This is a genomic window from Pseudoalteromonas luteoviolacea NCIMB 1944 (assembly GCF_001625565.1).
Taxonomy (GTDB): Bacteria; Pseudomonadota; Gammaproteobacteria; order Enterobacterales; family Alteromonadaceae; genus Pseudoalteromonas; species Pseudoalteromonas luteoviolacea_F.
This window is the reverse complement of the sequence record NZ_AUXS01000042.1, coordinates 276,449-302,509: the sequence shown is the minus strand read 5'-3', so window position 1 is coordinate 302,509 and position 26,061 is coordinate 276,449. Positions and strand designations below refer to the sequence as shown.

The 26,061-nt window shown below is 43.5% G+C and carries 24 protein-coding genes; 5 read left to right on the top strand and 19 right to left on the bottom strand.

Annotated features, from left to right (window positions below; genetic code table 11):
- Positions 1–2 precede the first annotated feature (2 nt).
- The 8 genes from hflK to N483_RS16655 form a co-directional block, all read right to left on the bottom strand.
- Entirely contained in the window at positions 3–1,166 is a 1,164-nt protein-coding gene (hflK, locus tag N483_RS16690; RefSeq protein ID WP_023399906.1) for an FtsH protease activity modulator HflK, read from the bottom strand.
- Between the two features lie 91 nt (positions 1,167–1,257).
- Positions 1,258–2,547, bottom strand: coding sequence for a ribosome rescue GTPase HflX (gene hflX / locus N483_RS16685; protein WP_023399905.1), 1,290 nt, complete (start codon positions 2,545–2,547; stop codon positions 1,258–1,260).
- Between the two features lie 21 nt (positions 2,548–2,568).
- Positions 2,569–2,832, bottom strand: coding sequence for an RNA chaperone Hfq (hfq, locus tag N483_RS16680; protein WP_023399904.1), 264 nt, complete (start codon positions 2,830–2,832; stop codon positions 2,569–2,571).
- Positions 2,833–2,909: 77 nt separating this feature from the next.
- Positions 2,910–3,800, bottom strand: coding sequence for a tRNA (adenosine(37)-N6)-dimethylallyltransferase MiaA (gene miaA / locus N483_RS16675; protein ID WP_023399903.1), 891 nt, complete (start codon positions 3,798–3,800; stop codon positions 2,910–2,912).
- 28 nt (positions 3,801–3,828) lie between these two features.
- Positions 3,829–5,745 (bottom strand): DNA mismatch repair endonuclease MutL, encoded by a 1,917-nt coding sequence (mutL, locus tag N483_RS16670; RefSeq protein ID WP_023399902.1) that lies wholly within the window; start codon positions 5,743–5,745, stop codon positions 3,829–3,831.
- 2 nt (positions 5,746–5,747) lie between these two features.
- Positions 5,748–7,088: an N-acetylmuramoyl-L-alanine amidase gene (locus N483_RS16665; protein WP_023399901.1), complete on the bottom strand. Its 1,341-nt coding sequence runs from the start codon at positions 7,086–7,088 to the stop codon at positions 5,748–5,750.
- Positions 7,081–7,557, bottom strand: a complete 477-nt coding sequence (gene tsaE / locus N483_RS16660; protein ID WP_023399900.1) for a tRNA (adenosine(37)-N6)-threonylcarbamoyltransferase complex ATPase subunit type 1 TsaE — start codon at positions 7,555–7,557, stop codon at positions 7,081–7,083. The genes N483_RS16665 and tsaE overlap by 8 nt, the downstream gene beginning before the upstream one ends.
- Positions 7,554–9,032, bottom strand: coding sequence for a bifunctional ADP-dependent NAD(P)H-hydrate dehydratase/NAD(P)H-hydrate epimerase (locus tag N483_RS16655; RefSeq protein WP_023399899.1), 1,479 nt, complete (start codon positions 9,030–9,032; stop codon positions 7,554–7,556). The genes tsaE and N483_RS16655 overlap by 4 nt, the downstream gene beginning before the upstream one ends.
- Between N483_RS16655 and queG the strand changes: the two genes are divergently transcribed.
- Positions 9,012–10,181 (top strand): tRNA epoxyqueuosine(34) reductase QueG, encoded by a 1,170-nt coding sequence (gene queG / locus N483_RS16650; RefSeq protein WP_052027387.1) that lies wholly within the window; start codon positions 9,012–9,014, stop codon positions 10,179–10,181. The two genes, N483_RS16655 and queG, sit on opposite strands and share 21 nt — an antisense overlap.
- An 18-nt stretch (positions 10,182–10,199) precedes the next feature.
- Here the strand turns inward: queG and N483_RS16645 are convergent, their stop codons facing one another.
- Positions 10,200–11,333: a response regulator gene (locus N483_RS16645; protein WP_023399897.1), complete on the bottom strand. Its 1,134-nt coding sequence runs from the start codon at positions 11,331–11,333 to the stop codon at positions 10,200–10,202.
- Positions 11,334–11,389: 56 nt separating this feature from the next.
- The gene (locus N483_RS16640) at positions 11,390–13,342 is read right to left on the bottom strand and encodes an ATP-binding protein (protein ID WP_023399896.1); all 1,953 of its coding nucleotides are present in this window, start codon (positions 13,340–13,342) and stop codon (positions 11,390–11,392) included.
- Positions 13,343–13,687: 345 nt separating this feature from the next.
- On the opposite strand from N483_RS16640, the gene N483_RS16635 reads away from it, so the two are divergent.
- The 4 genes from N483_RS16635 to N483_RS16620 all read left to right on the top strand — a co-directional run bounded on the left by N483_RS16635 (position 13,688) and on the right by N483_RS16620 (position 15,675).
- Entirely contained in the window at positions 13,688–14,221 is a 534-nt protein-coding gene (locus N483_RS16635) for a glutathione peroxidase (protein ID WP_023399895.1), read from the top strand.
- Positions 14,222–14,292: 71 nt separating this feature from the next.
- Positions 14,293–14,574 (top strand): peptidylprolyl isomerase, encoded by a 282-nt coding sequence (locus N483_RS16630; RefSeq protein ID WP_023399894.1) that lies wholly within the window; start codon positions 14,293–14,295, stop codon positions 14,572–14,574.
- A 152-nt stretch (positions 14,575–14,726) separates the two neighbouring features.
- The gene (locus tag N483_RS16625; protein ID WP_023399893.1) at positions 14,727–15,305 is read left to right on the top strand and encodes a glutathione S-transferase family protein; all 579 of its coding nucleotides are present in this window, start codon (positions 14,727–14,729) and stop codon (positions 15,303–15,305) included.
- 19 nt (positions 15,306–15,324) lie between these two features.
- On the top strand, positions 15,325–15,675 hold the full coding sequence (locus N483_RS16620) for a DUF2750 domain-containing protein (protein ID WP_036976436.1): 351 nt from the start codon (positions 15,325–15,327) through the stop codon (positions 15,673–15,675).
- Here the strand turns inward: N483_RS16620 and N483_RS16615 are convergent.
- The 9 genes from N483_RS16615 to N483_RS16575 all read right to left on the bottom strand — a co-directional run bounded on the left by N483_RS16615 (position 15,652) and on the right by N483_RS16575 (position 25,980).
- Positions 15,652–16,041 (bottom strand): VOC family protein, encoded by a 390-nt coding sequence (locus tag N483_RS16615; RefSeq protein ID WP_023399891.1) that lies wholly within the window; start codon positions 16,039–16,041, stop codon positions 15,652–15,654. The genes N483_RS16620 and N483_RS16615 overlap by 24 nt on opposite strands.
- A 163-nt stretch (positions 16,042–16,204) precedes the next feature.
- Complete coding sequence (gene der / locus N483_RS16610) at positions 16,205–17,677, bottom strand: ribosome biogenesis GTPase Der (RefSeq protein WP_023399890.1); 1,473 nt, start codon at positions 17,675–17,677, stop codon at positions 16,205–16,207.
- A gap of 73 nt (positions 17,678–17,750) precedes the next feature.
- On the bottom strand, positions 17,751–18,926 hold the full coding sequence (bamB, locus tag N483_RS16605) for an outer membrane protein assembly factor BamB (protein WP_023399889.1): 1,176 nt from the start codon (positions 18,924–18,926) through the stop codon (positions 17,751–17,753).
- 9 nt (positions 18,927–18,935) lie between these two features.
- Complete coding sequence (locus N483_RS16600) at positions 18,936–19,550, bottom strand: YfgM family protein (RefSeq protein WP_023399888.1); 615 nt, start codon at positions 19,548–19,550, stop codon at positions 18,936–18,938.
- A gap of 9 nt (positions 19,551–19,559) precedes the next feature.
- The gene (gene hisS, locus N483_RS16595) at positions 19,560–20,837 is read right to left on the bottom strand and encodes a histidine--tRNA ligase (RefSeq protein WP_023399887.1); all 1,278 of its coding nucleotides are present in this window, start codon (positions 20,835–20,837) and stop codon (positions 19,560–19,562) included.
- A gap of 143 nt (positions 20,838–20,980) precedes the next feature.
- A complete protein-coding gene (ispG, locus tag N483_RS16590; RefSeq protein ID WP_023399886.1) occupies positions 20,981–22,102 on the bottom strand; it encodes a flavodoxin-dependent (E)-4-hydroxy-3-methylbut-2-enyl-diphosphate synthase in 1,122 nt (373 codons plus the stop codon).
- A gap of 5 nt (positions 22,103–22,107) precedes the next feature.
- Entirely contained in the window at positions 22,108–23,106 is a 999-nt protein-coding gene (locus N483_RS16585) for a RodZ domain-containing protein (protein ID WP_023399885.1), read from the bottom strand.
- Complete coding sequence (gene pilW / locus N483_RS16580) at positions 23,103–24,782, bottom strand: type IV pilus biogenesis/stability protein PilW (protein WP_023399884.1); 1,680 nt, start codon at positions 24,780–24,782, stop codon at positions 23,103–23,105. The genes N483_RS16585 and pilW overlap by 4 nt, the downstream gene beginning before the upstream one ends.
- A gap of 67 nt (positions 24,783–24,849) precedes the next feature.
- Complete coding sequence (locus tag N483_RS16575) at positions 24,850–25,980, bottom strand: bifunctional tRNA (adenosine(37)-C2)-methyltransferase TrmG/ribosomal RNA large subunit methyltransferase RlmN (protein WP_023399883.1); 1,131 nt, start codon at positions 25,978–25,980, stop codon at positions 24,850–24,852.
- Between the last annotated feature and the right edge of the window lie 81 nt (positions 25,981–26,061).

The following is a 26,061-nucleotide window of genomic DNA, read 5'->3' as shown; positions in this document are numbered from 1 at the left end:
TATTATCTCCCGCTGTTAAAACGATCTTGTGAGAATCTATCATTACTGCTGTTTACGCTGCTGTTACGAGACTGACCCAGTGTTTGACGCAACTGGTTAATGTCGTTTCGGCTAGGCAGAGTCACAGGCGCAGATGATTGAGATTGCTGCATGATCTTATCAAGTGGCAAATACATCATGTTATTGCCGCCTTTCACATCAACGATAACTTTAGAGCTACGACCTAGAATTTCTTCCATCGCCTCAATGTATAAACGTTCACGTGTTACTTGTTTCGCTGCTGCGTATTCAGGTAGTAACTTTTCAAAGCGAGCCACCTCACCTTGAGCTTCTAAAATGATACGCTCTTTATAACCTTCTGCCTCTTGAGTCATACGAGTCACTTGACCACGTGCACGAGGCTCAATTTCTCTCGCGTATGCTTCTGCCTCACGAATGAAACGTTCTTCATCCTCTTGTGCAGCAATAGCGTCATCGAATGCATCTTTAACTTCAGCAGGAGGACGAGAGTCTTTGAAGTTGACATCCGTCACAATCAAACCAAGGTTATACGGTTCAATAATTTTGTTAAGCTCATCCCACGTACGTTGACGCACCTGCTCACGGCCTGTAGTTAGTACTTGGTCCATGCGAGAGTGGCCTACTACATAGCGAAGTGCACTATCAAGCGCTTGCTGCAAACTGTGGTCTGCATCCGTTACACTGAAGCGATATAATGTTGGATCAACAACACGATACTGCACTTCAAACTCAACACTCACTACGTTTTCGTCTTCTGTCAGCATAAAACCAGATGCTGATAGTGAGCGAACCGCTTCGATATCAATTGGAATTACGCGCTCGATAAACGTCATTTTCCAGCGTAAACCCGGCTCAGCAATGCGGTCAAATTTACCAAATTGCAGCACGATACCACGCTCAGCTTCTTTAACCGTATAAATACCACTTAGTGCCCATACAATTAAAGCGATAATGAAAATGAAGGTAATTCCAGCACCGCCAAGTCCACTCTTATTGTTACCTGGCTTACCGCCAAATATCCCGCCAAACTTGTTGTTAAACTTGCGGAATACTTCGTCCAGATCAGGTGGCCCTTGATCTCGTCCACCGCGATTTTTCCACGGGTCGTTATCATTGCCATTATTACCCGGTTCGTTCCAGGCCATAGCTATACTCCATTGTTATAAAATGAATTAAATTAAATCTAACAAAAATTGCCGCATTCTTATAGAGAATTAGGCCGAATTAGTATTTTTTTCAATTTTGAGCAATAAACCGTTCTATTTCCGGCCCTTGTTCTTTTTTCAGTCGCTCCCAGTCGGCTTGAGGTAACCTCACATCAAGTAACCAGTTGCCGAGCTCATCGTAGCTCTCGCTATGAACAGCATTGAGATTAAACAACGCTCCACGTAACTTGCCAAAAGCAGGCGGCACCAAGAGCTGATGACAAAACATCTTTTTCGCAAGCAATTCAGATATCGCTTGCGAGAGCAACTCTATGCCTTCATTCGCTTGCGCTGAAAGCCATACTCTAATCGGCACACCATTTTCGTCTCTATCGATTTTAGGTTGAATTTCCTCAACTAAATCAATTTTGTTGTAGACCAGCAGTTGAGGAATTTCATCTGCCTCAATCTCTTCCAGGACCGATTGTACCTGTTCTATATTTTCTTTTCTTCTTTGATCTGCAACATCTACCACATGAAGCTGCAAATCGGCTTCACGTGTCTCTGTCAGTGTCGCTTTAAATGCGGCGACTAAATCATGAGGTAAATGCCTGATAAACCCAACCGTATCGGCCAGTATTACAGCGCCTACATCATCAATTTCAAGTTTACGCAGCGTCGGGTCAAGCGTTGCAAACAGTTGGTCAGCTGCATACACATCGGAATTTGTAATTCGGTTGAAAAGCGTGGACTTGCCAGCATTCGTATAACCAACTAGTGACACTGTCGGTATTTCATTGCGGCTTCTCGCTCTGCGTCCTTGTTCTCGAACAACGGCGACTTTATCCAGCCTTTTACGAATACTCTTTATACGTTCTCTGAGTAGTCGACGGTCCGTTTCTAATTGTGTTTCACCTGGGCCCCGCAGGCCTATCCCGCCCTTTTGCCTCTCTAAGTGCGTCCACCCTCTAATCAAGCGTGTAGAAATATGCCTCAGCTGAGCCAACTCAACTTGCAACTTACCTTCGTGCGTTCTTGCTCGCTGAGCAAATATATCCAAGATAAGCGTTGTTCTATCTAGCACACGGCATCGACAAATATGCTCTAAATTTCTTTCTTGAGAAGGACTTAGTTGGTGATTAAATATAATGACGTCTGCTTTATAAGTTCTGACAATCTCGGCAATTTCTTCTGCTTTACCCGTACCGACAAATAGCTTGGGGTGAGGTGCCTGACGGCTGCCTTGCACAACCGCCACGCTACTAACACCAGCAGAAGATACTAGCATTTCCAATTCTTGCAGATCTTCACGATCTCCTTCATTAGGAAACTCTATGTGCACTAAGACTGCCTGTTCGCCGGCTTCATAACGGTCAAACAAGCAATATGCTCCTAATATCTATTAAAAATTTCCATCTTCACTTTGTTCTGCGCCTTCATTTCCTTGTGTATTTTGGAAATTGACAGCTCTAGCAGGAACAACTGTTGAGATAGCATGTTTGTAAACCATCTGGTTCACTGTATTTTCAAGTAAAATTACAAATTGGTCAAAAGACTGGATTTTGCCTTGTAATTTGATGCCGTTAACTAAAAAAATTGAAACTGGAATGCGCTCACGACGCAAGACATTCAAAAACGGGTCTTGTAACGATTGGCCTTTTGCCATTTTCTTATCCTTCGTTCTAGGTGTTATTATGTTGAGTTAGTTGAATAAAACAAAACAAATTATCGGTTCAACTACTATTAGCTTAGCGAACTTAAAATTCGTTGCAAGTTTTCTTGCTCTCCGGTCTCTAGCCAAGTTACATTTGGCCAACTACGAAGCCAGGTCAACTGTCGCTTTGCAAGTTGTCTGGTAGCGGCGATACCTTTGAATACCATTTCATCGTAATCGCATTCACCGCTTAAATGCTCCCACATTTGCCGATATCCAACACAGCGGATTGAAGGCAAATCAGGATGTAAATCATCTCGATTATATAGGGTCAAAACTTCGTTTTTAAACCCTTGATCAAGCATTATTTTAAATCTTTTCTCGATTCTTTCATGTAATACTTTACGATCGCTAGGTGCAATCGCAAATTGGTAAAAAGTATAAGGTAGCTCTGGTTGTTTTTGCTTTTGCAATAACGACATGGGCTTGCCTGTTATACGATACACTTCTAAGGCCCGATTAATACGCTGAGAATCATTTTCGCTTATTTTCTCAGCTGCCTCAGGGTCAATTTTAGCCAGCTCAGCGTGAAGTGCCGGCCACCCTTGCTCTGCAGCATCACGCTCTAATTCAGAGCGAATCTGTGCGGAGGCTTCTGGCAATGGCGATAACCCCTCAATAAGCCCTTTGAAATACATCATTGTACCGCCAACCAACACCGGGATTTTGCCCTGTGCGTGTAGTTTATCAATCAGGGCAATCGCATCACGACGAAAATCTGCCACCGAGTAGCTTTCTATGGGGTCGATCAAGTCGATTAGGTGATGAGGGGCTTGTGCTAACTCACTGGGTTCAGGTTTAGCGGTACCAACATCCATACCTTTGTATACTAGCGCTGAATCAACACTGATAATCTCAGTATCTAAATGCTTACATAGTTCAATGGCCAAGGCTGTTTTACCAGCAGCCGTCGGCCCCATCAGCGTAATAACGGGTTTATTCTGCAAACTAATACCCTTTTGGTAACAAATCTAAAATATAATTGGGGTCTATTTTAACGGCTTTTGCCGTAATTGCTGCTCTGCTTTTCTGTTTTTTTAGCATTTTTTCACGAACCAAAGCAAAATGCTGTGAGCGGAAGTACCCTGAAGGGGTATTTTTCAGCAACCACTCTAACCAAAAATGTAATTCGTTTACCTGACTTGCCTGCTCACAGCAGGTTTCAACCAATTGCGATACACACTGGGCTACATCTAAACTGTATAAACTGACAGGCAACTTTTTAACCATCACATGCGCATCTTGAAAAACCAGCTCGAAACCTAACAACGTCAGCCAAGAATTTACTTTTTCTAATACTTGCGACTCTTCTTTAGTGTGACTAACACGCACTGGGAGTAGCAATGCTTTGCCCAATAACGTGCCATCAGTTTCTATTTGCTCCAGCCACATAGCGCAGAGCCCCTCTCTGCCATGGGAGAGCATTAACCCTTCGTCACTTTGTAATAAAATTGCGCCTTCAGGCAATGCCATCCACTGAGTTTGCTCAACCTCCTGAACGGTGTCAGATTCTTTTTGAGAAGTATTATGTTCTGATGGCGAATGTTTTACAGGACGTTCTGGGGCCTCGGCTGTGAACGCTTGATAAAGCTGATTTACATTAACCTGCTTTTTATGACCTGACACTGAACCGCTGCTTATTCTAGAAGCTGAACTACTGGGTTGGTTAATTCTACCTGAGGGAGGAGTGCTGCTATGATAATCAGAATTAGATTGTCGGTCACTAAATAAACTAGGTTCTGCTACTTGAGCACGCTCTTGGCGAAGCGGAGTCCTGTATGATTGATGCAACCCCCCTTGGCTTTGCGAAGTATCTGGTCTATCCATTTCCAACTCAGGTTCAATCTGGGTCACGTGTTCGGCATATGGTAATTGCACTGAGCTGGGTTCAACAACTTGTTTGATTGCCTGCACAATAAAGTCATGAACCAGCCGCGCTTGATGAAATCTGACCTCGTGTTTGGCGGGGTGAACGTTCACGTCCACTTGCCTAGGGTCCAACTCTAAATAAATCACAAATCCAGGAGTCTCTTGACTCCCTGTCGCCTCTTCGAAAGCCTGTCTAATCGCATGCAAGATCAACTTGTCACGCATCATTCGACCGTTTACATAGGTATACTGTGGTTGGGTATTACTGCCAATAGGTAGCACCCAGCCATACAACTCTAAACCTTCATACCCAGATTCTATGAAACTGGCCTCGCGTTGAAATACTTTACCTGCAACCTGCGCCACTCGCTCAATGCTGCGAGAATCTTGTTTTGCACGATATTGTCGCACTACTTTTTGATTGTGGGTCAACGTGATTGCAACATCAAACCGACTTAGCGCTATCCTTTTCACAAGTTCATCAATATGGCTAAACTCAGTTTTTTCAGTGCGTAGAAACTTTCTTCGTGCTGGCGTATTAAAAAATAAATCTTTGACTTCGATTGTGGTTCCATCAGGGTGTGCCGTCGGCTGAACTTGTACCGCCATATCACGCCCCTCTGCGCAAGCTTGCCACGCAGTATCTTGAGACGCCGGTTTCGAGCTAAGCGTTAACCTCGAAACCGAGCTTATTGAGGCCAATGCCTCCCCTCTAAAACCCAATGACGCAATTGCTTCAAGGTCATCTAAGTTCTTAAGTTTACTGGTGGCATGCCGAGATAGGGCCAAAGCTAACTCATCTTTATTAATTCCAGACCCATTGTCTCGAATACGGATCAGCTTGTGTCCGCCGCGTTCAATCTCTATTTGAATCCGGTTAGCCCCAGCGTCAATGCTGTTTTCTACCAGTTCTTTTACAACAGAAGCTGGTCGCTCGACCACTTCACCAGCTGCGATTTGGTTAGCTAACCGCGCTGGTAAGATTTCAATTGCCATTTTTACGCCTTTGGAATCGTCAACACTTGACCGATATGTAAAATATTATTTTTCAATCTATTAGCCCGCTTTAAAGCTGACACCGTTGTACCATATCTGGCAGCCAACACACTTAGTGACTCGCCTCTCCTAACCTTGTGATGTAACGGTTTCTTTTCTTTTAACCGTGCGAATAAAGAGTCATCAGGCGGATTCTTTTGATAATACCGCTTAATCGCAACAAAAACAGCATTGGCCAATCGCTGTTGATGATACGCAGTTTTCAGCTGTTTCTCTTCTTGCGGATTAGAAATGAACCCGGTCTCGACAAGAATGGAGGGAATATCTGGCGATTTCAGTACACCAAAATTTGCTGCTTGTGGTCTTTTTTTATGTAATTTAGCAACTTTTTGCAGCTCCCCCACGACTTGCTCCGCAACTTGAAAACCTGTTTTCATGGAATGATCCATAGACATATCTAACAGGGTTTTTGCTAGATATTTTTCATTTTCAGTGTCCTTGAGCACCCCGGCAGCACCACCTAATAATTGTGATTGCTTTTCTCTGTTCTCTAACCATTTACCAATTTCAGAGTTAGCGCGGCGCAGCGATAAGGTCCATACTGAGGCGCCTCTGGGCCGTGGGCTAGAAAACGCATCAGCATGAATTGAAACAAAAAAGTCTGCACGCTTTTTTCTCGCCTTTGCGGTACGGGTGTTTAACTTAAGAAAATAATCACCTGAACGTGTAAGCTGTGCTTTCATTCCCGGCTGCTTATTAATCAAACGTTCAAGTCTTTTAGCTATTTGCAGTGTAATGTGCTTCTCGTACGTACCCGTTGGTCCTATAGACCCGGGATCTTGACCGCCATGTCCCGCATCTATGGCGATAATAATATCGCGGTCACGCTTTACATTGCGCTTCTTACTAGCAGACTTGGTTGCAACTGGCTTTTTTTGACCATAGAGATCAACCACCAAGCGATCAGAACTTTTACCTGTCGGAGCCAGTGCAAAAATAACGGGCTTTGTAGGTCGATTCAATTCGAAAACGACCCGAGTGCTAGTACGCTTTTTAGGTGTACTGTAGCGCATTTTATTGATAACACGATGGCTTTTGGGGATCGCTGGTAATCTGGGTAGGCGTTTAGTATTTTCAAAATCGACCACTAAACGCAAAGGCTTTTGCAGCACAAAGTAACTAAAATCGGGCTTTTTAGTGAGATCGAATACCACCCGAGTACTTTCTGCTGATGGGCTAATGCGCACATTTTTAATGGTATTTTTAGCAACTGTTTGTGCTGCGAACATCAGCAGCACACACATAGTTATAAAATGAATATATTTGATATGTACGCTACGCATAACTACTGATAGCTAATAATACTTGTATTCCACGTTCACTATGCGCTTTGAGCGTAACCGTTCTTGCATCACCCTCATAAGCTAGATAAATATCAATGTCTGGGTTAGGAATAAATCCTTCGCCCTTTTCTGGCCACTCTACAATGCACACAGCATTTGCAGCAAAGTAATCTCGGATCCCCATAAACTCAAGCTCTTCAGGATCACCAAGTCGATATAAATCAAAATGGTAAACCGATTTTGAAGGTAACTCGTACGGTTCCACCAGTGTATAAGTTGGGCTCTTCACGTTACCTGCATGCCCTAACCCTTGCACAATGCCCCGAGTCATCGTGGTTTTACCAGCACCTAAATCACCGTGCATATAAAATACGGCGCCCTCAATAATCGAAGAGGCAAGCCTGCGCCCAAGATCGACGGTTGCTTCTTCATCACTAAGAGAAAGCGTTAAAGTACTGTTTTGGCTCATCCCATAATACCTCTAATATGGTCAAATAAATCACTCGCAAGCATGCCAAGATGCCCATCGCGAGCGGCTTGCTCTGCTGCAAGGCCATGAATATACACACCAAGCGTCGCCGCTTCATAACGACTGAGGCCCTGTGCTAATAAACCCGCGATTATACCAGATAATACATCACCCATCCCAGCACTGGCCATTGCAGAACACCCTGAGCGGTTAATATTTATTCGTTTGCCATCAACAATTAAACTTCCAGGCCCTTTGAGAACAATACAAGCTGCATATTCCTTGCTCAATTGTTCCGCCATGTCAAAGCGTTTTGACATATTTAGCGTGGTATTACCTAGCAAACGCCGAGCTTCCCCAAAATGGGGAGTTAATATTGCACGATGCCATGGAAGGTGAGACTGCGCAAGTAAGTTCAAGCCATCCGCATCACAAACCACCAACCCCGTGAAGTTTTTAACCGCAGCATACATTTTTTTTGCCCAAGCATCTTGGCCAAGTCCTGGACCAATTACAACCACATCCGCTTTATCAAGTAAGGTATCTAACTCTTTAGGTAAAGAAACGCCATGGACCATTAATTCATATCGCCCATTCAGCACAGCAGCTTGATTGTCAGGGTGAGTTGCCACACTCACCAATCCAGCACCGGTACGCAGACACGCTTCAGCAGCCAACCGAATTGCTCCGGCCATCCCTTTTCCTCCGCCGACCAATAAAACGTGACCACACTGATTTTTATAACTATCTGCGCTTCGTACTGGCTTTAGAGAGTGTAGGTACTTCCCCCCCGGGTAACAGCAGTTAGTATGAGATAACTCGCCGAATGCTTGAGCTATACCTAAATCCGCCAACAGTAATTCACCACATAAACTTGCAGCGCTTCCCGTGAGCATCCCCTGCTTTAATGCAATAAAAGTCAACGTTGAATCCGCATCAAAGCTGTCCGGCGCTACTTCTGCAGTCGAGCCATTTACACCACTGGGAATATCGACAGCCAGTTTCCAAGCTTTACTGGATTTGAAATGGTTAAACGCCTCTTTGACTGGATCGGGTAGCTCCCCTCTAAATCCGGTCCCAAATACGGCATCAACGATTGCATCAAAGTCTCGGCCTATACATGAGCGCAGTGCAACGACATGCCCTCCGCTTCGACAAAACAGTTGATAGGCTTCCCCCGCGTCTCCTTTGAGCAAGGAGGGTTCAAACAGTGCGCACACAGTGACATTAATTTGCGCATGCAAGCAACGCTTGGCAAGCATAAACCCGTCACCAGCATTGTTCCCTTTACCGGTGAAAATCAAAATATTTTTAACCGCTTTATTGCGTACAAGTTCAAATAAAGCGTGACCAGCTCGCTGCATCAGCTCACTGAGCGTTGTACCCGAATTTAATGCTGCTTGTTCTTCATGCAGCTTTACTTCTTGGGCGCAATAAGCAATTTGTGGTAAATTATGCGTGTATTGACCTTGCAAAATAGACAGTCCGTGAATAAAGCCATACCTACTATTAACTATACTGAACTTGCCGAAAAAATTAAGTGCTGGGGAAAAGAATTAGGATTTGCAGAGGTCGGGATCACCGATATAGACCTGAGTGAACATGAAAAACAACTCCAGCGATGGCTTGATTTAGGCTATCACGGTGAAATGGAGTATATGGCTGCACACGGTATGAAACGAGCACGACCCGCAGAGTTGGTCCCTGGTACCAAAAGCATCGTATCAGTAAAAATGAACTACCTTCCGCCGGATGCTAGCTTTGCTCGAGCACTTAAAAATAATACAACAGCCTATATAAGCCGCTATGCCTTGGGTCGTGATTATCACAAAGTGCTGCGAAACCGGTTAAAAAAATTAGGTCAAAGGATCGAACAAGAAGTAGGCCAATATGGGTTTCGTCCATTTGTTGACTCAGCGCCCGTGTTAGAACGACAAATTGCCGAAAAGGCGGGCCTTGGCTGGCGAGGAAAAAACAGTTTACTCATTCATAAACAAGCTGGTTCTTGGTTTTTTCTTGGCGAGCTTTTTGTCGACTTACCACTGCCTCCGGACAACAACAAGGTTGAGGAAGGGTGTGGCAAGTGCAACGCCTGTATCAGTTTGTGCCCAACAGGCGCAATTGTTGAACCCTATGTCGTCGATGCAAGACGCTGCATTTCATACCTCACCATTGAATTACAAGGTGCGATCCCGGAAGAATTCCGCCCCTTATTGGGCAATCGCATCTATGGCTGCGATGACTGCCAACTCGTCTGCCCTTGGAATCGCTTCGGCCAGCTAACCGAAGAAGCTGATTTTCATCCTCGAAAAACCCTAAAAGACAGAGACCTGCTTGAACTATTTGCGTGGGATGAGAGTACATTTTTAAAAAATACAGAAGGAAGCCCTATTCGACGTATAGGTCACGAGCGATGGCTACGCAACCTTGCTGTAGGACTTGGCAACGCAAACTATGACGAGCAGATTGTCGAAGCACTTAACAACAAACGACACCTTGTTAGTGAATTAGTGCAAGAGCACATTCAATGGGCACTGGCACAGCAACACAAAAAGCAACACGACGAGCGGAAAAAAGCTCGACTAATACGGATTGTAGAAAAAGGCTTACCAAGAGATGCTTAGTAAGCTTCAATTCTATCGTTAAGGTTCATCTCGCGTGAGTGTACACAGGTCATGTTCTATTTCAGCAAACGCTTCCTTCACTTGAGCGATTGCCTCCTCTCTCGCTACAGAACTCTGAATTGCTTCATCAATATGCGTAAAAATAAACACCTCTTGATCTTCATCTAACCCCATTGAAGGAATGCGTGATTCAAACAACTCTTGAAGGCGTTTAAATATTGCTTCGTTTTGCGAACGGTTGTTGTTGAGCATAGATAGCAAACCGGAAAATTTGCTATGGATGGTTTTAATTGCCCCGTTTAGCTCTCGCTGTTGATTTATCAAAGTGTCTTTGGTCAAAATCGATAACAACTGTTGCTCTGTCACACTCACGATAAAACATATATGATCACGAATGCGGCCGTGTTTATCTGGATCTTCGGACGGCATATTGAGGATGAGTACGCTTAGCAGCTCGTAGTTAACCAGTATTCTATTTGTAAACTCATGCAGTCGCCCCTTTGAATGTAAAATTTCAAACAGCTCCATCACAATTGGTGAACACAAGCCGGTAGAAGCAAAGTGCTGCCTTTCACCACTGACCCGCATTTCAATATTGCAGCTCAAACCAAAATTGGCGAGACAGCTGATCAGCGCATTTGCAAGCTCGGACACATCTTGAATATTACCCACTTGCTCAACAAAATTGACAATTTGGCCCATTTCACTACTTGTCGCCATCGCGCTAAATGCAGTGGTTGTCGCATCTTCTATTTGCTGCTCTAGAATATCTTTTTCTAATAACATCTGCCCTAAATGCAACAGTTTTGCTTTTAGTTCACTGTGACCAAACGGTTTTACAATATAGTCTTCGGCGCCAACAGAGTACCCCTCCATACGCTCTTCAACAGACCCTCGCGCCGATACAAACATAACTATAATATGCTGTAATTTGGGGTTGGCCTTGATTTCTCTGCACACTTCATAGCCACTCATTTGGGGCATGCTAACATCCAGTAGAATCACTTGGGGGTCAAAGGACTCAACAACTTCCAGACACTCTTGCCCGCTGGTTGCAGTCATGATTTCAAAGTCTAGATCTTCTAAAATTTCTTCAATGATTTCGAGGTTAAATGGTTCATCGTCCACTGCTAAAATTCGTTGTAGTGCCATGATTTAAATTCCTTGTGCTCTTTCCATATAGTTATAGTCGGGGATTTAACTTGTCGCTAGTTACCTTGATTGTAGGGCAATTCAATGACGAACTCAGCGCCACCACTATCGCCATTTCGCGCATAAATACACCCTTTATGTAACAGAACAAACTCTTTGCAAATAGCAAGGCCTAAGCCTGTTCCCCCTGCTCCGCTATTGGTTTTGCTGCTTTGTGCAAATTTATCAAATATGTGTTCCAACTCATCTTTAGGAATACCAACTCCTTGATCACAAATCGTCAGGTTTAAAGTATCCACAGTGCTGGAAAGATAAACCTGCACCTGACTGTTTTCCGGACTGAATTTAAGCGCATTACCCAATAGGTTTCTAACCACTTGTACCATTTGGTCTCTATCGCATAAAATCTCGATCCCACTTTCTTGTGCATGCAAATTAATAGAAATGCACTTTTTCATCGCTAATCCGGATACATCCTCCACTCCCTCCGCGAGAATGGCGGTGAAATTATGAACACTAGGATTAAAAGGGAAGCGCCCAGCATCTAATTTCGACAAGTCGAGTAAATTATTGAGCAGTAGAAGCAACCTTTCACCACTGGTTTCGATCCTTGATAAATACTTGGTGAGCTTTTCAATTGGCGCTTCATTCGCGGCCAGCTTATCAAGACCAAAGCGCGCGAAGCTCAAAATAGAATGCATTGGAGTGCGCAATTCATGGGACATATTTGCTAAAAACTCTGATTTACTGATATTCGCGCGTTCAGCTGCCTCTTTTGCAGATTGAAGTTGTGCGGTTCTTGCTTGAACTTCCGCCTCTAACACTTCTTTGGCTTCTTCTAGTAACTGCTGTTTACGCTTCAGATGCGCGACGTTTTTGAAAATCGCCGCCAGCCCTATTTCTCCGTGATGGTCAATTTCAATAAACGTACCCATTAAAGGAATTGAGAGCCCATCGGGCCTAGGCAGAACCAAGTCACAGTCAAAATGCCTTGCCATCAAACCGGCTTCAATCCGGTTTTTTAAAGCCTCTACAGACTGACGCTCAAATAAATTAAAAATAGAGTGGGATTCAAGCTGCTCTGCATTGAGGCCAAACAGATTTAAACAGGCATCATTCGCTTCAATTACAAACCCTTTTAAGTTAAACAGCATAATCGGATCTGGAGTGTGTTTATAAATGACCCGCAGTAAGCTATCACGCTCGATCAATGCATCGACTGTGTCTTGCAAACGCTCAACCAGCTCTTGATTGTGCCGCCTCAACAGCTCTGTTTGCCAGAGTTTATGTAACGATTGCAATAGCGCATTCTCATCAACGGGCTTTGTCAGAACATCTTCCACTCCCTGTCGGATTGCTTTTAATGTATCAACTTGACTCTCTCTTGATGTCATTAATAAACAACGACAATTAATATGGTAACTTCTAACTTGTTCAAAAACATCCAGTCCCGTTTCTTCTTGCAAGTTAAAATCACAGATAAGCAAATCAAAGCTATGCTCTTTCGCTAACAACCCCGCTTCATGTGCATTACTCGCAGTTTTCACATCCAATTGCGCGCCAGTGAGGCTCACCGACAATTGCTTGAGCCGTGAAGGAATATGGTCAACCAATAACACTTTTGGCAGCAGCAATTGTGCCTGCTCACCAATTTCCATTACCCGTTCTAGCAAACCTGTAATTTCTTTATTGCCAAAAAATGGGTAAATCACAATTGCATTTGACAGTACACGGTTTAACTGGCTAAAGGCACTCAGGTGTTCAGAGTTTTCTGGTTTTGGGGCCAACAAGATGATTTTCTCATGCTGACTCAGCACATCTAAAATTTCAAAATACTCAGGCGGGATCCCGTGAGCAATAGCAATAACATCAAAGTGAGCGAAACAAGTTTGATTATCCAGTGTTTCGTAATGTATGTGTTCCACTTCACTGCCCAGTAACTCGAACAGCACTTTAATACGCATAGCTAAAACACTATTGCTGTCTATGATCAATACTTTATTTGTCATAGTTATACCCTTTTTCCATGGTACAGCTTAGTGTAGTTCAATTTATAACAATCATTGCACGAATCAAAAAGAAGGGACTTTTACGCTAAAAAAACTATCGTGTACAAGAGCTGTATGTCGACATCAATCAGGCGCTATCAATTTATTGTCGCAGATTTTGGGGCAATCACTCTTTATCAAATTTGTGATAATCTCTATTGTGTAAAAAGGCGTGTAGCTCCATTAGATTGCACCAAAATTGTTGGTACAGTGAACTGTATTCTTATTTAGCTATCGCTAAATTGCTAACACAAGATGAACTATTTCTTTCGACACACGTAAAAACAATAAACAACGGAATTTACCATGTTAAAAAAGACAATTTTAAGCCTTATATTCGCTCTAAGCAGCCCACTTGCATTTGCTCAATGCGATGACTTTACCGCTGTCGAACTGAGAAAACTGCGCTCAAAAGACACTGTCAATTTATGCCAGTTTAAAAATAAGCCGTTACTCATTGTAAATACCGCTAGTAATTGTGGCTTCACCGGGCAATTTAAAGATCTTGAAGCGTTACATCAACAGTACAAAGATAAGGGTCTTGTAGTGCTGGGCTTCCCATCTGATGATTTTTTCCAAGAAGAAAACGATGAAGCAGACACGGCTAAGGTATGCTTTGTAAACTACGGCGTTACCTTTACCATGCTTGCAACAAGCCCTGTTCGAGGCAGTGATGCCAACCCCGTTTTTAAACATTTAGGTGAACAAGCAGGCTCTCCAAAATGGAATTTTTATAAATATCTTGTATCTGCAGATAGAAAAACAATACAGCGTTTTGGCAGCCGCACAAAACCATTGTCAGAAGAGCTCGCGAAAGCAATTGAAAAGCAAATCAGGTAAAAGCATGCGCTTTTACCACTTTTGCATTAGAATAAGGTATGAATAAAAATCAGGCAAGGCATGGAGAGAAGATGACATTAGCAAGTGCAAGACATATTTTAGTAGACAGCGAGGCGCAATGCTTGGAGCTCAAGCAACGTATCGCAAGTGGAGAAGACTTTGCGGATCTAGCCAAAGAGTTTTCCAATTGTCCTTCAGGACAAGACGGTGGTGCACTTGGAGAATTTGGACCTGGCATGATGGTACCTGAATTCGATAAGGTTGTATTTTCTGCACCACTAAACGAAGTTCAAGGGCCTGTACAAACACAGTTTGGCTATCATCTGTTAGAAGTCACAAGTCGACAAGATTAACATCACCTAGGGTAGGAGTTATATTGTCTACTACCCTAATTTCCAACCCTTTCAAGTCTAATACGCTTCTAGTACATCCAAACATTACACTCTTAAATTCAGCTGATGACATGCTACACTCATAGTCACTAAAACCAATGAGGGAACACACTTTGATTTTATATGGCTCCAATACATCACCCTATGTCAGAAGATTAAGAATATACTGCGCAATGCATAATCTTACAGTAGATTATAAGGCCATTGATATATTTAACCCTGAAGAGCGTGAAACTCTTATCAAGCACAATCCCGCGCGTAAAATTCCCTTTTTAATCTGTGGGGAAAACACTGTATGTGATTCCAATGTCATAGCCAGATACTTGCAAACAAAGTACTCATTACCCCATTTAAACTGGCAGCAGGAAAACTTACTAACAACCATCAATGCCTGCAACGATTCACTGGTCGAGATACTACTAGGCGAGCGTTCAGGGTTTGATACAAAAGCAGATGTGTTGTTTTTTAATTTACAACGCGAACGTATAACTGAAACATTGACCTATTTAGATAGACAATGCACAACAGATGTATTTTTGAACTGCGAGTATTTGCAGATCAGTTTATACTGCCTGTTAGACTGGATCCGATTCAGAAATCTAGCCGATATTAACAATCACGAAGGGCTGTTAAATCATCTAGAGAACTGGCAAGACAACAAACATGCTCAAGCAACGGATCCGCGCAGTTAATTTTATACTGGTAAATAATATGAATGATCTTGAATTAGAGTCAGAAGTAGTCAACTTTGTCACCGTTGTGAAACAAAGTGAACAGTTATGGGCACTGGGTGCGGAAGATGGCGGTTTTGTGATTGTGGAATCCAATCAGTTTGAAGAATCAGACGTGTTACTACTCTGGAGCGACGAATCCGCAGCGCAAGAGCAGTGCAAAGACGAGTGGGAAGAGTTTAAACCTATTGAAATTGGTCTAGATACTTTCCTAGATGAGTGGGTAGAAGACTTAAGGGATGACAGTGCACTGGTTGGTATCAACTGGAATAACGATAACGTGTGTATTGAAATCGAGCCTGTCAGTCTAGCTCGTGCTCTCGCTGACTAACGCAATTAGCGTCCCCTCTATCGCGCGTACATATGCCTGTATATGTACGCCTTTTTGGCATGGAGCACACAGAGGCTCAGCCCCCGCTGCAACGGCTTTATCATAACTGCTAGACACATTCTCACAACCAAGTGTCAATTCAAATCCCAAAGCAGGCTGCTTTGGCTGAGAGCGAATATAATTTTGTTTGAATTGGGATTGCGCAACTGGGTGTGTTGCAAAAGCCAGCAGGACTGTTCCGGTGTCTAACTCACCATAATCACCATTCTCTGTTACTGAGTGAGCACTCAACCCAAAAGCTTGAAAATAAAAATCTAAGACTTCTTCGACATCATCTACATAAATGACTGTTTTAAGAAAATGCATCACAACAATAAGTTAAACAAATTTATACTAATAAAGCATAATTAATGAGCAGCGTAAAGGCTAGCTCACAAATCAATACCTACCGCCTGTTGCATGTAAAAAATATATTTTACAAAATTTAATAAGGCAAATAGCAAAAAAATGGCGCTTTACGCGCCATTTTTTATGTTTTGTTCCGTTGCTCTTTAGTAAACGCTCTGAGTTTGCGTTTTTGTGACAACGTCATTTTATTAGTTCGGCCTGAATACGGGTTATCACCCTCTCTGAACTCAATTTTTATCGGCGTCCCCATAATATTGAGCGCCTTACGATAATAGTTCATCAGGTAGCGTTTGTAGCTATCCGGTAAGTCATGCACTTGGTTGCCATGAATAACAATCCTTGGGGGATTGTAACCACCGGCATGCGCATATTTTAGTTTCACACGTCTACCACGCACTAGTGGCGGCTGGTGATCTGCTTGTGCCATATCCATGATACGTCTCAGCATTGCGGTGCTGACACGCTTCGTTGCAGATTCATATGCTTCATCAACTGACTCAAACAAATGGCCAACACCTGTACCGTGCAGCGCAGAAATAAAGTGTAAACGGGCAAAGTCAATAAAGCCTAAACGACGATCCAGCTCAGACTTAATCCTCTCTTTCACGTAATTATCCAACCCATCCCACTTATTCACAGCTATAACCAGTGAACGGCCAGAGTTCAAAGCAAAGCCCAGCAGGCTTAAGTCTTGGTCAGAAATCCCCTCACGCGCATCAACAACTAACAAGATAACGTTGGCATCTTCAATCGCTTTTAAGGTCTTAATAACCGAGAACTTCTCAACCACATCACTGACTTTTTTACGCTTACGTACACCTGCCGTATCAATTAAAACGTACTCTCGCTCATTGCGGGTCATCGGAATATAAATTGAATCGCGCGTCGTGCCAGGCATATCATAAACAATCACACGCTCTTCGCCTAAAATGCGGTTTGTTAGCGTTGACTTTCCTACATTAGGGCGACCAATAATTGCCAGCTTAACAGGCTTGTCTTCAAATCCTGTTTTTCCTTCTTCAGGTGCTTCCTCACCTTCAAGGTAAAGCTCGGCAATACTGTCATCATCTTGTGCAATTTCGTCATCTTGCTGAGCAAGTTCAGAAATGATGGGGCTCAGTGTTGCATCAAGTAATTGAGTCACACCACGGCCATGCGCTGCTGCGATTTGATGAATATCACCCAGTGCTAATTGGTAAAACTCCGCGCAGCTTGAATCAGCGTCTATGCCGTCAGTCTTATTTGCAACAATGAAACTCTTTTTTTCTTGCTTCCTTAAGTGCTGCGCAATGGCTTGATCCGCAGCTGTCATACCTGCGCGCGCATCCACCAAGAACAATACAATGTCCGCTTCTTCAATCGCCAGTAGCGACTGCTCAGCCATTTCCGTTTCGATGCCCTCTTCACTGCCGTCGATACCACCTGTATCTACAACAATGAACTCATAGCCATCATAGTCAGCCTGACCATATTTACGGTCGCGAGTTAGACCCGGAAAATCGGCGACAAGTGCGTCTCGTGTACGCGTTAAACGATTAAATAATGTGGATTTCCCCACATTTGGTCGCCCTACCAGAGCGATCACAGGAAGCATAGACTACCTCTTCTTTAAACAACAAAAGGCTTCGCAGTGCGAAGCCTTACAAAAACCTTTACGTCAGTGATGATTAAGGGATTCTTATCGCACTGATCTCACCATCACGGGTGTATACGATCAACTTATCATCGACTACGATGGGTTCAACAAAAAAGCCCGAACTATCAAACTCTTGACGAGAAACTAAATCACCAGTTTGTTTATCAAGCCAGTGCAGGTTACCTTCCTGATCACCAACAACAACATAATTACCAGCAACAGTAGGTGCCGTTAAGTACCAACCTCTTAGGCCAGCTTGGCTCCAGCGCTCTGTTCCAGAGTCTTTATCTAGAGCATAGAGCACGCCATCACTATCTACCAAGTAAATCGTATTTAGTTCAATGGCCAAATCGCGATAACTGCTATATTCACGATCCCATACAACGCTACCATTACGCACATCAATGGCTGCAAGTTTGCCATTATACGCTATCGTGTAAACGTACGCACCGGATACCACAGGTTTTGTATCAACATCGACCAAGCGCTCAAACTCAGAGGCACCTTCTGCAAGTGCAACATCGGCGCTCCAAGCTGTAAATCCACTTTCAGCGATAAGCACACTAAGCTTGCCACTTTCTTCACCGATCAAAACGCCGCCATTTGCAGACGTTGGTGAGCTTAACCCTCGAAGTGTTAAAGCCGGAACTTCTTGCTCATAACTCCAACGCTCTTCACCTGTATCAGGGTGCAACGCAAGTAATTTGCCAGAACCTAAGTTGACATAAACTAAACCGTCACCAGCACTGGGAGAAGACAAAGCTTCACCGGGTACAGACTTGCGCCATACAACGTCGCCGCTTTCACGATCCAGTGCGATAACTTCACCATGTTCAGAACCGATATATATCTTGCCATACGCCTGCAAAATACCCCCGGATAACTTTGCCGAGTCATCGTCTGCCCACGGCCAGATTGAGGTATCTTTTCGGGTGTCAATTTCCCACAGTTGCTCGCCATCTTCCGCACTGTATGCAGCAACCAAGCCTTTTCGCTCCGCTGCAAAAATTCGATTATCGTGTGCAGTCGGTGTCAAGCGCGAGAAATAGTGTTCGACACCATCACCTAGCGACTCTTGCCAAACTGTTTGTGGTTCAAATTGATTGACGATTTCAGGGAGCACTAACTCCTCTTCATCGTCACTTGATGAACAACCCATTAACGACGCCATACACAATGCCAGTGAGGCCATTGCCAACTTCTTCATGGCTACTCCTTAGTTCGATGCGATTGCCAAGTCATCCAATTTAATCTGCAGCAACGCATTATTTTTTGCGCCATCTGCATCTATTGCAGCTTGATATTGCTCTCGAGCTTTACTTTTTTCGCCTTGAGATAAATAAATATCCCCTTTCACTTCTGCCACTTGTGCAGTAAATCCTGCTGGCATTGGTTGCGACAAAGTGCTCAAAGCTTGATCATAATTACCCTGAGAAGCCTGTACACGCGCTAAACGTAACAGTGCAGTTGCTTTTAACTCTGGGCTTTTTACTGTATCAGCAACAAAGGTTAACTTAGTTGCTGCTTGTTCTAATTCACCGGCTTCAACTGCTTCTCTAGCCGCAACAAATGCTGCCAACACTGAGTAATTAGAATCCGCATTGTCTGCCATAAAGGCATCGCTTTTTGACAACACTTCACCACTTTCAATCAGTGTATTATATGCTTCTGAACTTGCTTCAGCTGTTGAAATTTGATTTTGGTTATACGCTTTCCAGCCATACAAACCACCTAGACCTAAAACAGCACCAATAATTAATGAAGTCCCGTTTTCTCTAAAAAAATTCTTTATTGCTTCAGCTTGTTGTTCTTCTGTTGAATAAATTTCCATTCTAACCTCTTACCCTACCAACTCGGCTAAAGTAGTGTGAGCTTCAGCCATAGGTAAGGTCAATTGTTCTTTTTGTTCACGTAAATACTTAATTGTTACAGTATCATTCGTGATTTCATCTTCACCAAAAATCAGCGCAACAACCGCACCGCTGTTATCAGCACGTTTCAGTTGTTTTTTAAAGTTGCCGCCACCTGCGTGTACTTGAACACGTAGCCCTGGTACCGCGTCACGCAACTGCTCTGCAATCGCTGGCGCTTTGATACTAGCAACATCACCCATCGCTGCAACATACACATCTACATTGCGACGAATGTCACCAACGCTATTGAGCTCTTCTAGTAGTAATACTAAACGCTCCATACCCATTGCAAAGCCGACCGCAGGTGTGCCTTTGCCACCTAGTTGTTCTACCAACCCATCGTAGCGCCCACCTGCACATACGGTGCCTTGCGCACCTAGACTATCAGTAACCCACTCAAATACAGTGCGGTTATAATAATCTAAACCACGTACCAAGTTCTCATTTACCTGATATTCGACGCCAGCCGCGTCCAAACGTTCACATAAATTTGCAAAATGTTGTACAGACTCTTCATCTAGGTGTTCAGAAAGCTTCGGCGCATCCGCAACAACAGCCTGTACATCTGGGTTTTTGCTATCTAAAACACGCAGTGGGTTGGTGTACATGCGGCGTAAAGAGTCTTCGTCTAATTTATCTTTATGCTGCTCTAAATAAGCAACCAACACCTCTTTATAGGCTGCGCGCGCTTCATTAGAGCCCAAAGAGTTAAGTTCTAATCGCACATGATCTGAAATCCCAAACGACTTCCAAAGACGTGCTGTCAAAATGATTACTTCAGCGTCAATATCAGCAGTCGCGATACCGAAAGTCTCTACACCAAATTGGTGAAATTGGCGATAACGGCCTTTTTGCGGGCGTTCACGACGAAACATAGGGCCCATATACCAAAGTCTTTGCTCTTGGTTGTAAAGCAAGCCACCTTCAACGCCAGCTCTTACGCATACTGCTGTTCCTTCTGGACGCAGAGTTAAAGTTTCGCCATTACGATCTTCAAAAGTGTACATTTCTTTTTCAACAATATCGGTTACTTCACCGATTGAGCGCTTAAACAGATCTGTTGATTCAACAACCGGAAAACGAATTTCCTGATAGCCGAACGCACCCATTGTGTCTCTTAAAGTCCCTTCAATTTTTTGCCAGATTTGAGTCGTGCCCGGCAGGCAATCTTTCATGCCACGAATTGCCTTAATTTGCTTTGCCACTGAAATTCCTAACTTTAAACTATTCTTTTCATTAAATTACGAGTGCAGGATATAACAAAACCCTGAATACGGTACGATAAAATGCGTCTATTATACCCTGCTCGATTAAAACGTAAACGAAATAAATTCAGCCTCTAAAAGGCTTACTCTTCGATAATTTTGACATCAATACTCGGCTGAGCTTCTTTTTTAGCAACATACTCGCGTACTTGCTCTTCTAACTGCTCAACAATGTTGTCATTATCTATTCGGGTCTTTTGACGCTCACCATTGATATACAGGCCTGAACGGCGATTTGCCCCAGCTAAACCGAGATCACTCACCAGAGCTTCACCCGGACCATTAACCACACAGCCTATCACCGATACTGTGACAGGTGAAATGATGTCTTCCAGTCTTTCTTCTAGCTGGTTCATGGTGTTGACTACGTCAAACTCTTGCCTTGAACAGCTTGGGCAAGCAATAAAATTAATACCACGAGAGCGGATCCGTAACGACTTTAAGATATCAAAACCGACTTTAATTTCCTGAACAGGATCAGCCGCCAGTGACACACGCAATGTATCGCCGATACCTTCAGCCAGTAGCATACCCAGACCAACTGCTGATTTTACAGAGCCAGCTCTAAAACCACCGGCCTCTGTGATACCTAAATGCAGTGGCTGATCAATCTCTTTGGCAAGTAAACGGTACGCACCAACAGCTAAAAATACATCTGATGCTTTTACAGATACTTTAAACTTGTCGAAGTTTAATCTTTGCAAAATCTCTACGTGACGCATGGCTGATTCAAGTAATGCTTCCGGTGTCGGTTCGCCATACTTTTCTTGTAAATCGCGCTCCAATGAGCCTCCATTTACACCGATTCGAATCGGGATATCACGCTCCTGAGCAGCATCAACAACGGCTCTGATCCTATCTTCGCTGCCGATATTACCCGGGTTTATGCGTAGACAGTCAACACCATATTGCGCCACTTTTAAGGCGATACGGTAGTCAAAATGGATATCCGCAACCAGCGGAATATCAACTTGCTCTTTAATACTCTTAAATGCTTCAGCTGCATCCATTGTCGGAACGGATACACGAACAATGTCTGCACCGGCATCTTGAATAGCCTGAATTTGTGCGACGGTTGCATCTACATCTAATGTGTCGGTATTTGTCATTGACTGAACAGCAATTGGAGCGCCATCACCAATCGGGACATTACCAACGTTAATACGTGTGGATTTTCTGCGTTTTATAGGAGATTCTGAAAACATGACGACTACTCTGCTAACGGTAATTTAAACTTTGCTAAGCGGTTTCGAGGCAACCCCGAGATATCAATTGGCTGACCATCCAATTCAATACTCACCACTTGATGCTTACCCAAAACGACAGAAAACGGCGCAAGGCCAGTAACTGTCATGGTATACCCTGCTTTTTTTACACCAAATGCAACACGTTCCTGCGTTGCATCAAAAATTTCTACCCAGCTATCTTGCTCGAAATACATCACAACAGTGCTTGTTTCAGGCACTTCTGACGATATTGCAGCCTCGGGTTGCTCCGCGACAGGCTCGCTTTGTTGAGCTGATGCTGTAGGTGATGCTTCAACTGCTTTACTCACATCGTTTGTTGCGGGCTCCACTGCGAGTTTATCGGATGTAACTTCTGTGTTTTGAGCCAACACAGATTCATCTTTTGGCTGCTGCTCTCGAAATTCATCACTGGCCGTTTGAACCGAAACATCAGTTTTCGCTATATTTGATTCTAAGGCGTGTGACGCATCACCATTAGTCGCCAAAGGCGACGGTGTCGTCTCTGGTGCGGTGATCGCTTCATTTAATCCGCTGATCTCTTCGGAGCCTTCAGAATTACTTGCTGTTTGCCACCACCAAAATGCTGACAGGCCAACAAATACTAGCAGCACTAAGTAACTGACAACCATCAAGCGGTTGTCGTTAGCCTCTTTTTCAGTGCGCCTTGAAAAGCTTTTCATATTTCGCTTTTGTTCTGGAACCTCTGGGGTTTCATACAAAGCAAGTACTTGCTCACTATCTAAACCAAGTAGTGCGCTGTAACTTTTAACATATCCACGTACAAATGTTTCGGGCCCTAAACTTTGGTACTCATCATTTTCAAGTTTAGTGATTTGACTGTGGTTTAATTTTAGCCGTGCAGCAATATCATCAAAGCTGAGATTTTGCTCAGCTCTGGCATGTGCAAGGGTCTGACCGAGTGACAATGACTCAGTCGTTGTTTCATTCTCTTCTTGATTCATAAAATATAGTTATTGGGATCTACTATTAAAATATGTCGCCCGGGCGTCAGGGCAACATCAGGCGTTAATCTGTTCCAGCGCATCAAATCATCAATTAATAACTTATGCTTCATAGCAATATCAAATAATGACTCCCCTTTAGCAATCGCATGAGTTGTATTAGGATTATTTAAAAACACAACTTGTCCAATCGCCAGTCGATCTGACTTTTTCAACGCATTCCATTTTAGCAACTTTTCTAGCTTAATATTATATTTAACTGACAAGCTGAACAGGTTTTCCCCCATTTCCATACGATGGGTAGGCACTTGAGGAATCAACACTTCTTCATTCAACATTTTACCCAAATTTTCATCGTTCCTTAAATCTACACTAGGTGTTTGTTCAGTAAACCGAATCTCACTGGGGTCAATACGATGGAACACAACTTGCTCAGGAGTATCTGGCTTCTGACTGGTTGTAAAACGTACTTTGGACTCTTCTGTTGGATTGGTAACAACTACCTCTTCTAACGTTGTTTCATCAAGAGTGGGTAATGTACGCACCACAGGTGAACCATTCGTGAACGTTTTCTGCTGTGGCTCTCGTTGCGCACTGCTCTTAGCTTCAATATCCGAAGCCTTTACAGTGTGTAAGTTCTTGCTTTGCCCATCGCGCAATAACGAACGATTGCGCTCTGCCCTACTGGTATTTTCTTTTGTCGTGTTGGCAACTTTATTCGAGCTAGGAACTTTGCGCTTGATCTTGATTTGCGGATTTGCAACGACTCTGTTTTCGTCTGCTTGGGTTATTTTATCTAACTGGGCTGTTCTGTATTGTTCTTTGAGTTGCTCAAATTCGCTGAGTTGCAAGGTGTTATTAAGGACAAGTCTGGCCTCAAGAGAGTTTGGATAAGTTTGTAATAACAACGTCTCTAACTCTTGTGCATACTGTAAACGCCCCATTCGGGCTGACAGCAGGTGCTCTAACAACATGCCTCTTGGTGACACAAACCCTTTATCAGCATAAACTTTTAAAACATCTTCAGCTCGGTGTAGTTCACTCTTGGCATAAAAAACACTCGCCATTAAAATTAATACCGACTGGCGCTGAGAATTGTGATCAAGGGCGCGTTTTAAATACTCAAGTGCTAACTCAAAGTTGTCTTGACGCAGCGAACACAAAGCAAGATTTTCGTAACTTTCCGCTACGCGCAAGTAACTTGGAATATCTATCGCTTTAAAGAATTGTTCAGTCGCAGCGTCAAACTCTCCAATACGACACAAAAATGTACCATAGTTGTTACGTGTATTAGGATCATTTGGCCCGTACTCCAACGCCGCAATGTACGCTTTTTGCGCTTTCTCGTTTTCGCCAACTTGTTCAAAGTAATAAGCCAGCGCGTAGTGACTTTCTGGTAGCTTGGGCGCAAGATTTAAAGCCCGGTCAAGGTTATATTTTGCCTGTGTGTTATTACCCGCATTAAGATATTGAAGCGCCAGTGCAATACGGGTTTTTGCCGCATCTTGGCCACTGGTCTTTTTTTGCACTACGGGTTTGTTACTGTTGGCATATCGTGTTTCGGTTACACAGCCACTCAGGCTGGTCAAAATGACAGCACAGCTTGCACCGAGCAGCAAACGCCGACGCACACTACACGCGAATTGAGTGAGTAAACCATCCGTTAAAGCAGGCATTGACCACCTTTTTGCTAAGACACAGTGACTCTATCTTACCTGAAAGCCACTGTGTTTCATCTATTTTTTACCCTACTTTTACTGCTATTGCATTATCTTGATTTTGTTGCTTTCTGACCACGCGTTTGGTTCTGTCAACAACATCCCCTACTAACTGCCCACAAGCAGCATCAATGTCATCTCCACGGGTACGACGTACAATGCATGTCAGACCAGCAGCTTGTAGTACTTTCGAGAAGCGATCAATACGGCTATTACTTGAACGGCCATATTCATTACCCGGGAATGGGTTAAATGGAATTAAGTTAATTTTAGACGGTGTGCCTTTGAGCACTTGTACTAATTCATGAGCATGATCGGTACTATCATTGACACCCTGAAGCATCACGTACTCGATCGTGACATCTTTATTTGCTTTTGAACCATCGATATATCGACGACATGCCGCTAAGAACTCTTCAATTGGATATTTCTTATTGATCGGTACTAGTACATCACGCAATGGGTTGTTTGGCGCATGTAATGAAATAGCCAAAGCAACATCAATTTTCTCTTTTAAAATATCCAGTGCAGGAACAACACCTGATGTGCTCAGTGTAACGCGACGCTTCGACAGGCCAAATGCCCAGTCATCCATCATAAGTTCCATCGCGGGCACCACATTGTTGATGTTGAGCAGAGGTTCACCCATGCCCATCATTACCACATTGGTGATAGGTCGCTTGGTGCTGTCGCCATTGTGCAAACCGATGTCTGTGGCAACACGCCATACCTGACCAATAATTTCAGATACTTTGAGGTTACGGTTAAACCCCTGTTGCGCCGTTGAACAAAAAGTACATTCCAGTGCACAACCAACTTGAGAAGACACACATAAAGTCGCGCGATCCTTTTCAGGGATCCAGACCGTTTCAACTTCCTGACCACCTTCCAAAATCATCGCATATTTTATCGTGCCATCACTGGCCACTTGTTTTACTGAGATTTCGGGAGCCTTGATCTCACATTGGCTTTGTAACTTTGCTCGCAACTTTTTGTTGATATTGCTCATATCATCAAAGTTGTCGATACCAAAGTGATACATCCACTTCATCACCTGATCGGCGCGGAATGGCTTTTCGCCAAATGAAGCAAATAACTCGCGCATCCCCTCGCGGTTTAAATCTAATAGGTTAATTTTTTTCTCAGTCGTGGCCATGAAACAACCTCAGTTCAGGTGACGGATTGAACAACATAAATAAAAGCGCGCAATTGTACAAAAATCAATCAAACATCGCAA

What these genes read in the sequence shown, in the direction of transcription:
- hflK (WP_023399906.1), bottom strand. Translation starts at nt 1,166, where the DNA reads ATGGCCTGGAACGAACCGGGTAATAATGGCAATGATAACGACCCGTGG.
- hfq (WP_023399904.1), bottom strand. Translation starts at nt 2,832, where the DNA reads ATGGCAAAAGGCCAATCGTTACAAGACCCGTTTTTGAATGTCTTGCGT.
- miaA (WP_023399903.1), bottom strand. Translation starts at nt 3,800, where the DNA reads ATGGGGCCGACGGCTGCTGGTAAAACAGCCTTGGCCATTGAACTATGT.
- mutL (WP_023399902.1), bottom strand. Translation starts at nt 5,745, where the DNA reads ATGGCAATTGAAATCTTACCAGCGCGGTTAGCTAACCAAATCGCAGCT.
- N483_RS16665 (WP_023399901.1), bottom strand. Translation starts at nt 7,088, where the DNA reads ATGCGTAGCGTACATATCAAATATATTCATTTTATAACTATGTGTGTG.
- tsaE (WP_023399900.1), bottom strand. Translation starts at nt 7,557, where the DNA reads ATGAGCCAAAACAGTACTTTAACGCTTTCTCTTAGTGATGAAGAAGCA.
- queG (WP_052027387.1), top strand. Translation starts at nt 9,012, where the DNA reads ATGCGTGTATTGACCTTGCAAAATAGACAGTCCGTGAATAAAGCCATA.
- N483_RS16645 (WP_023399897.1), bottom strand. Translation starts at nt 11,333, where the DNA reads ATGGCACTACAACGAATTTTAGCAGTGGACGATGAACCATTTAACCTC.
- N483_RS16640 (WP_023399896.1), bottom strand. Translation starts at nt 13,342, where the DNA reads ATGACAAATAAAGTATTGATCATAGACAGCAATAGTGTTTTAGCTATG.
- N483_RS16635 (WP_023399895.1), top strand. Translation starts at nt 13,688, where the DNA reads ATGTTAAAAAAGACAATTTTAAGCCTTATATTCGCTCTAAGCAGCCCA.
- N483_RS16630 (WP_023399894.1), top strand. Translation starts at nt 14,293, where the DNA reads ATGACATTAGCAAGTGCAAGACATATTTTAGTAGACAGCGAGGCGCAA.
- N483_RS16620 (WP_036976436.1), top strand. Translation starts at nt 15,325, where the DNA reads ATGAATGATCTTGAATTAGAGTCAGAAGTAGTCAACTTTGTCACCGTT.
- N483_RS16615 (WP_023399891.1), bottom strand. Translation starts at nt 16,041, where the DNA reads ATGCATTTTCTTAAAACAGTCATTTATGTAGATGATGTCGAAGAAGTC.
- der (WP_023399890.1), bottom strand. Translation starts at nt 17,677, where the DNA reads ATGCTTCCTGTGATCGCTCTGGTAGGGCGACCAAATGTGGGGAAATCC.
- bamB (WP_023399889.1), bottom strand. Translation starts at nt 18,926, where the DNA reads ATGAAGAAGTTGGCAATGGCCTCACTGGCATTGTGTATGGCGTCGTTA.
- N483_RS16600 (WP_023399888.1), bottom strand. Translation starts at nt 19,550, where the DNA reads ATGGAAATTTATTCAACAGAAGAACAACAAGCTGAAGCAATAAAGAAT.
- ispG (WP_023399886.1), bottom strand. Translation starts at nt 22,102, where the DNA reads ATGTTTTCAGAATCTCCTATAAAACGCAGAAAATCCACACGTATTAAC.
- N483_RS16585 (WP_023399885.1), bottom strand. Translation starts at nt 23,106, where the DNA reads ATGAATCAAGAAGAGAATGAAACAACGACTGAGTCATTGTCACTCGGT.
- pilW (WP_023399884.1), bottom strand. Translation starts at nt 24,782, where the DNA reads ATGCCTGCTTTAACGGATGGTTTACTCACTCAATTCGCGTGTAGTGTG.
- N483_RS16575 (WP_023399883.1), bottom strand. Translation starts at nt 25,980, where the DNA reads ATGGCCACGACTGAGAAAAAAATTAACCTATTAGATTTAAACCGCGAG.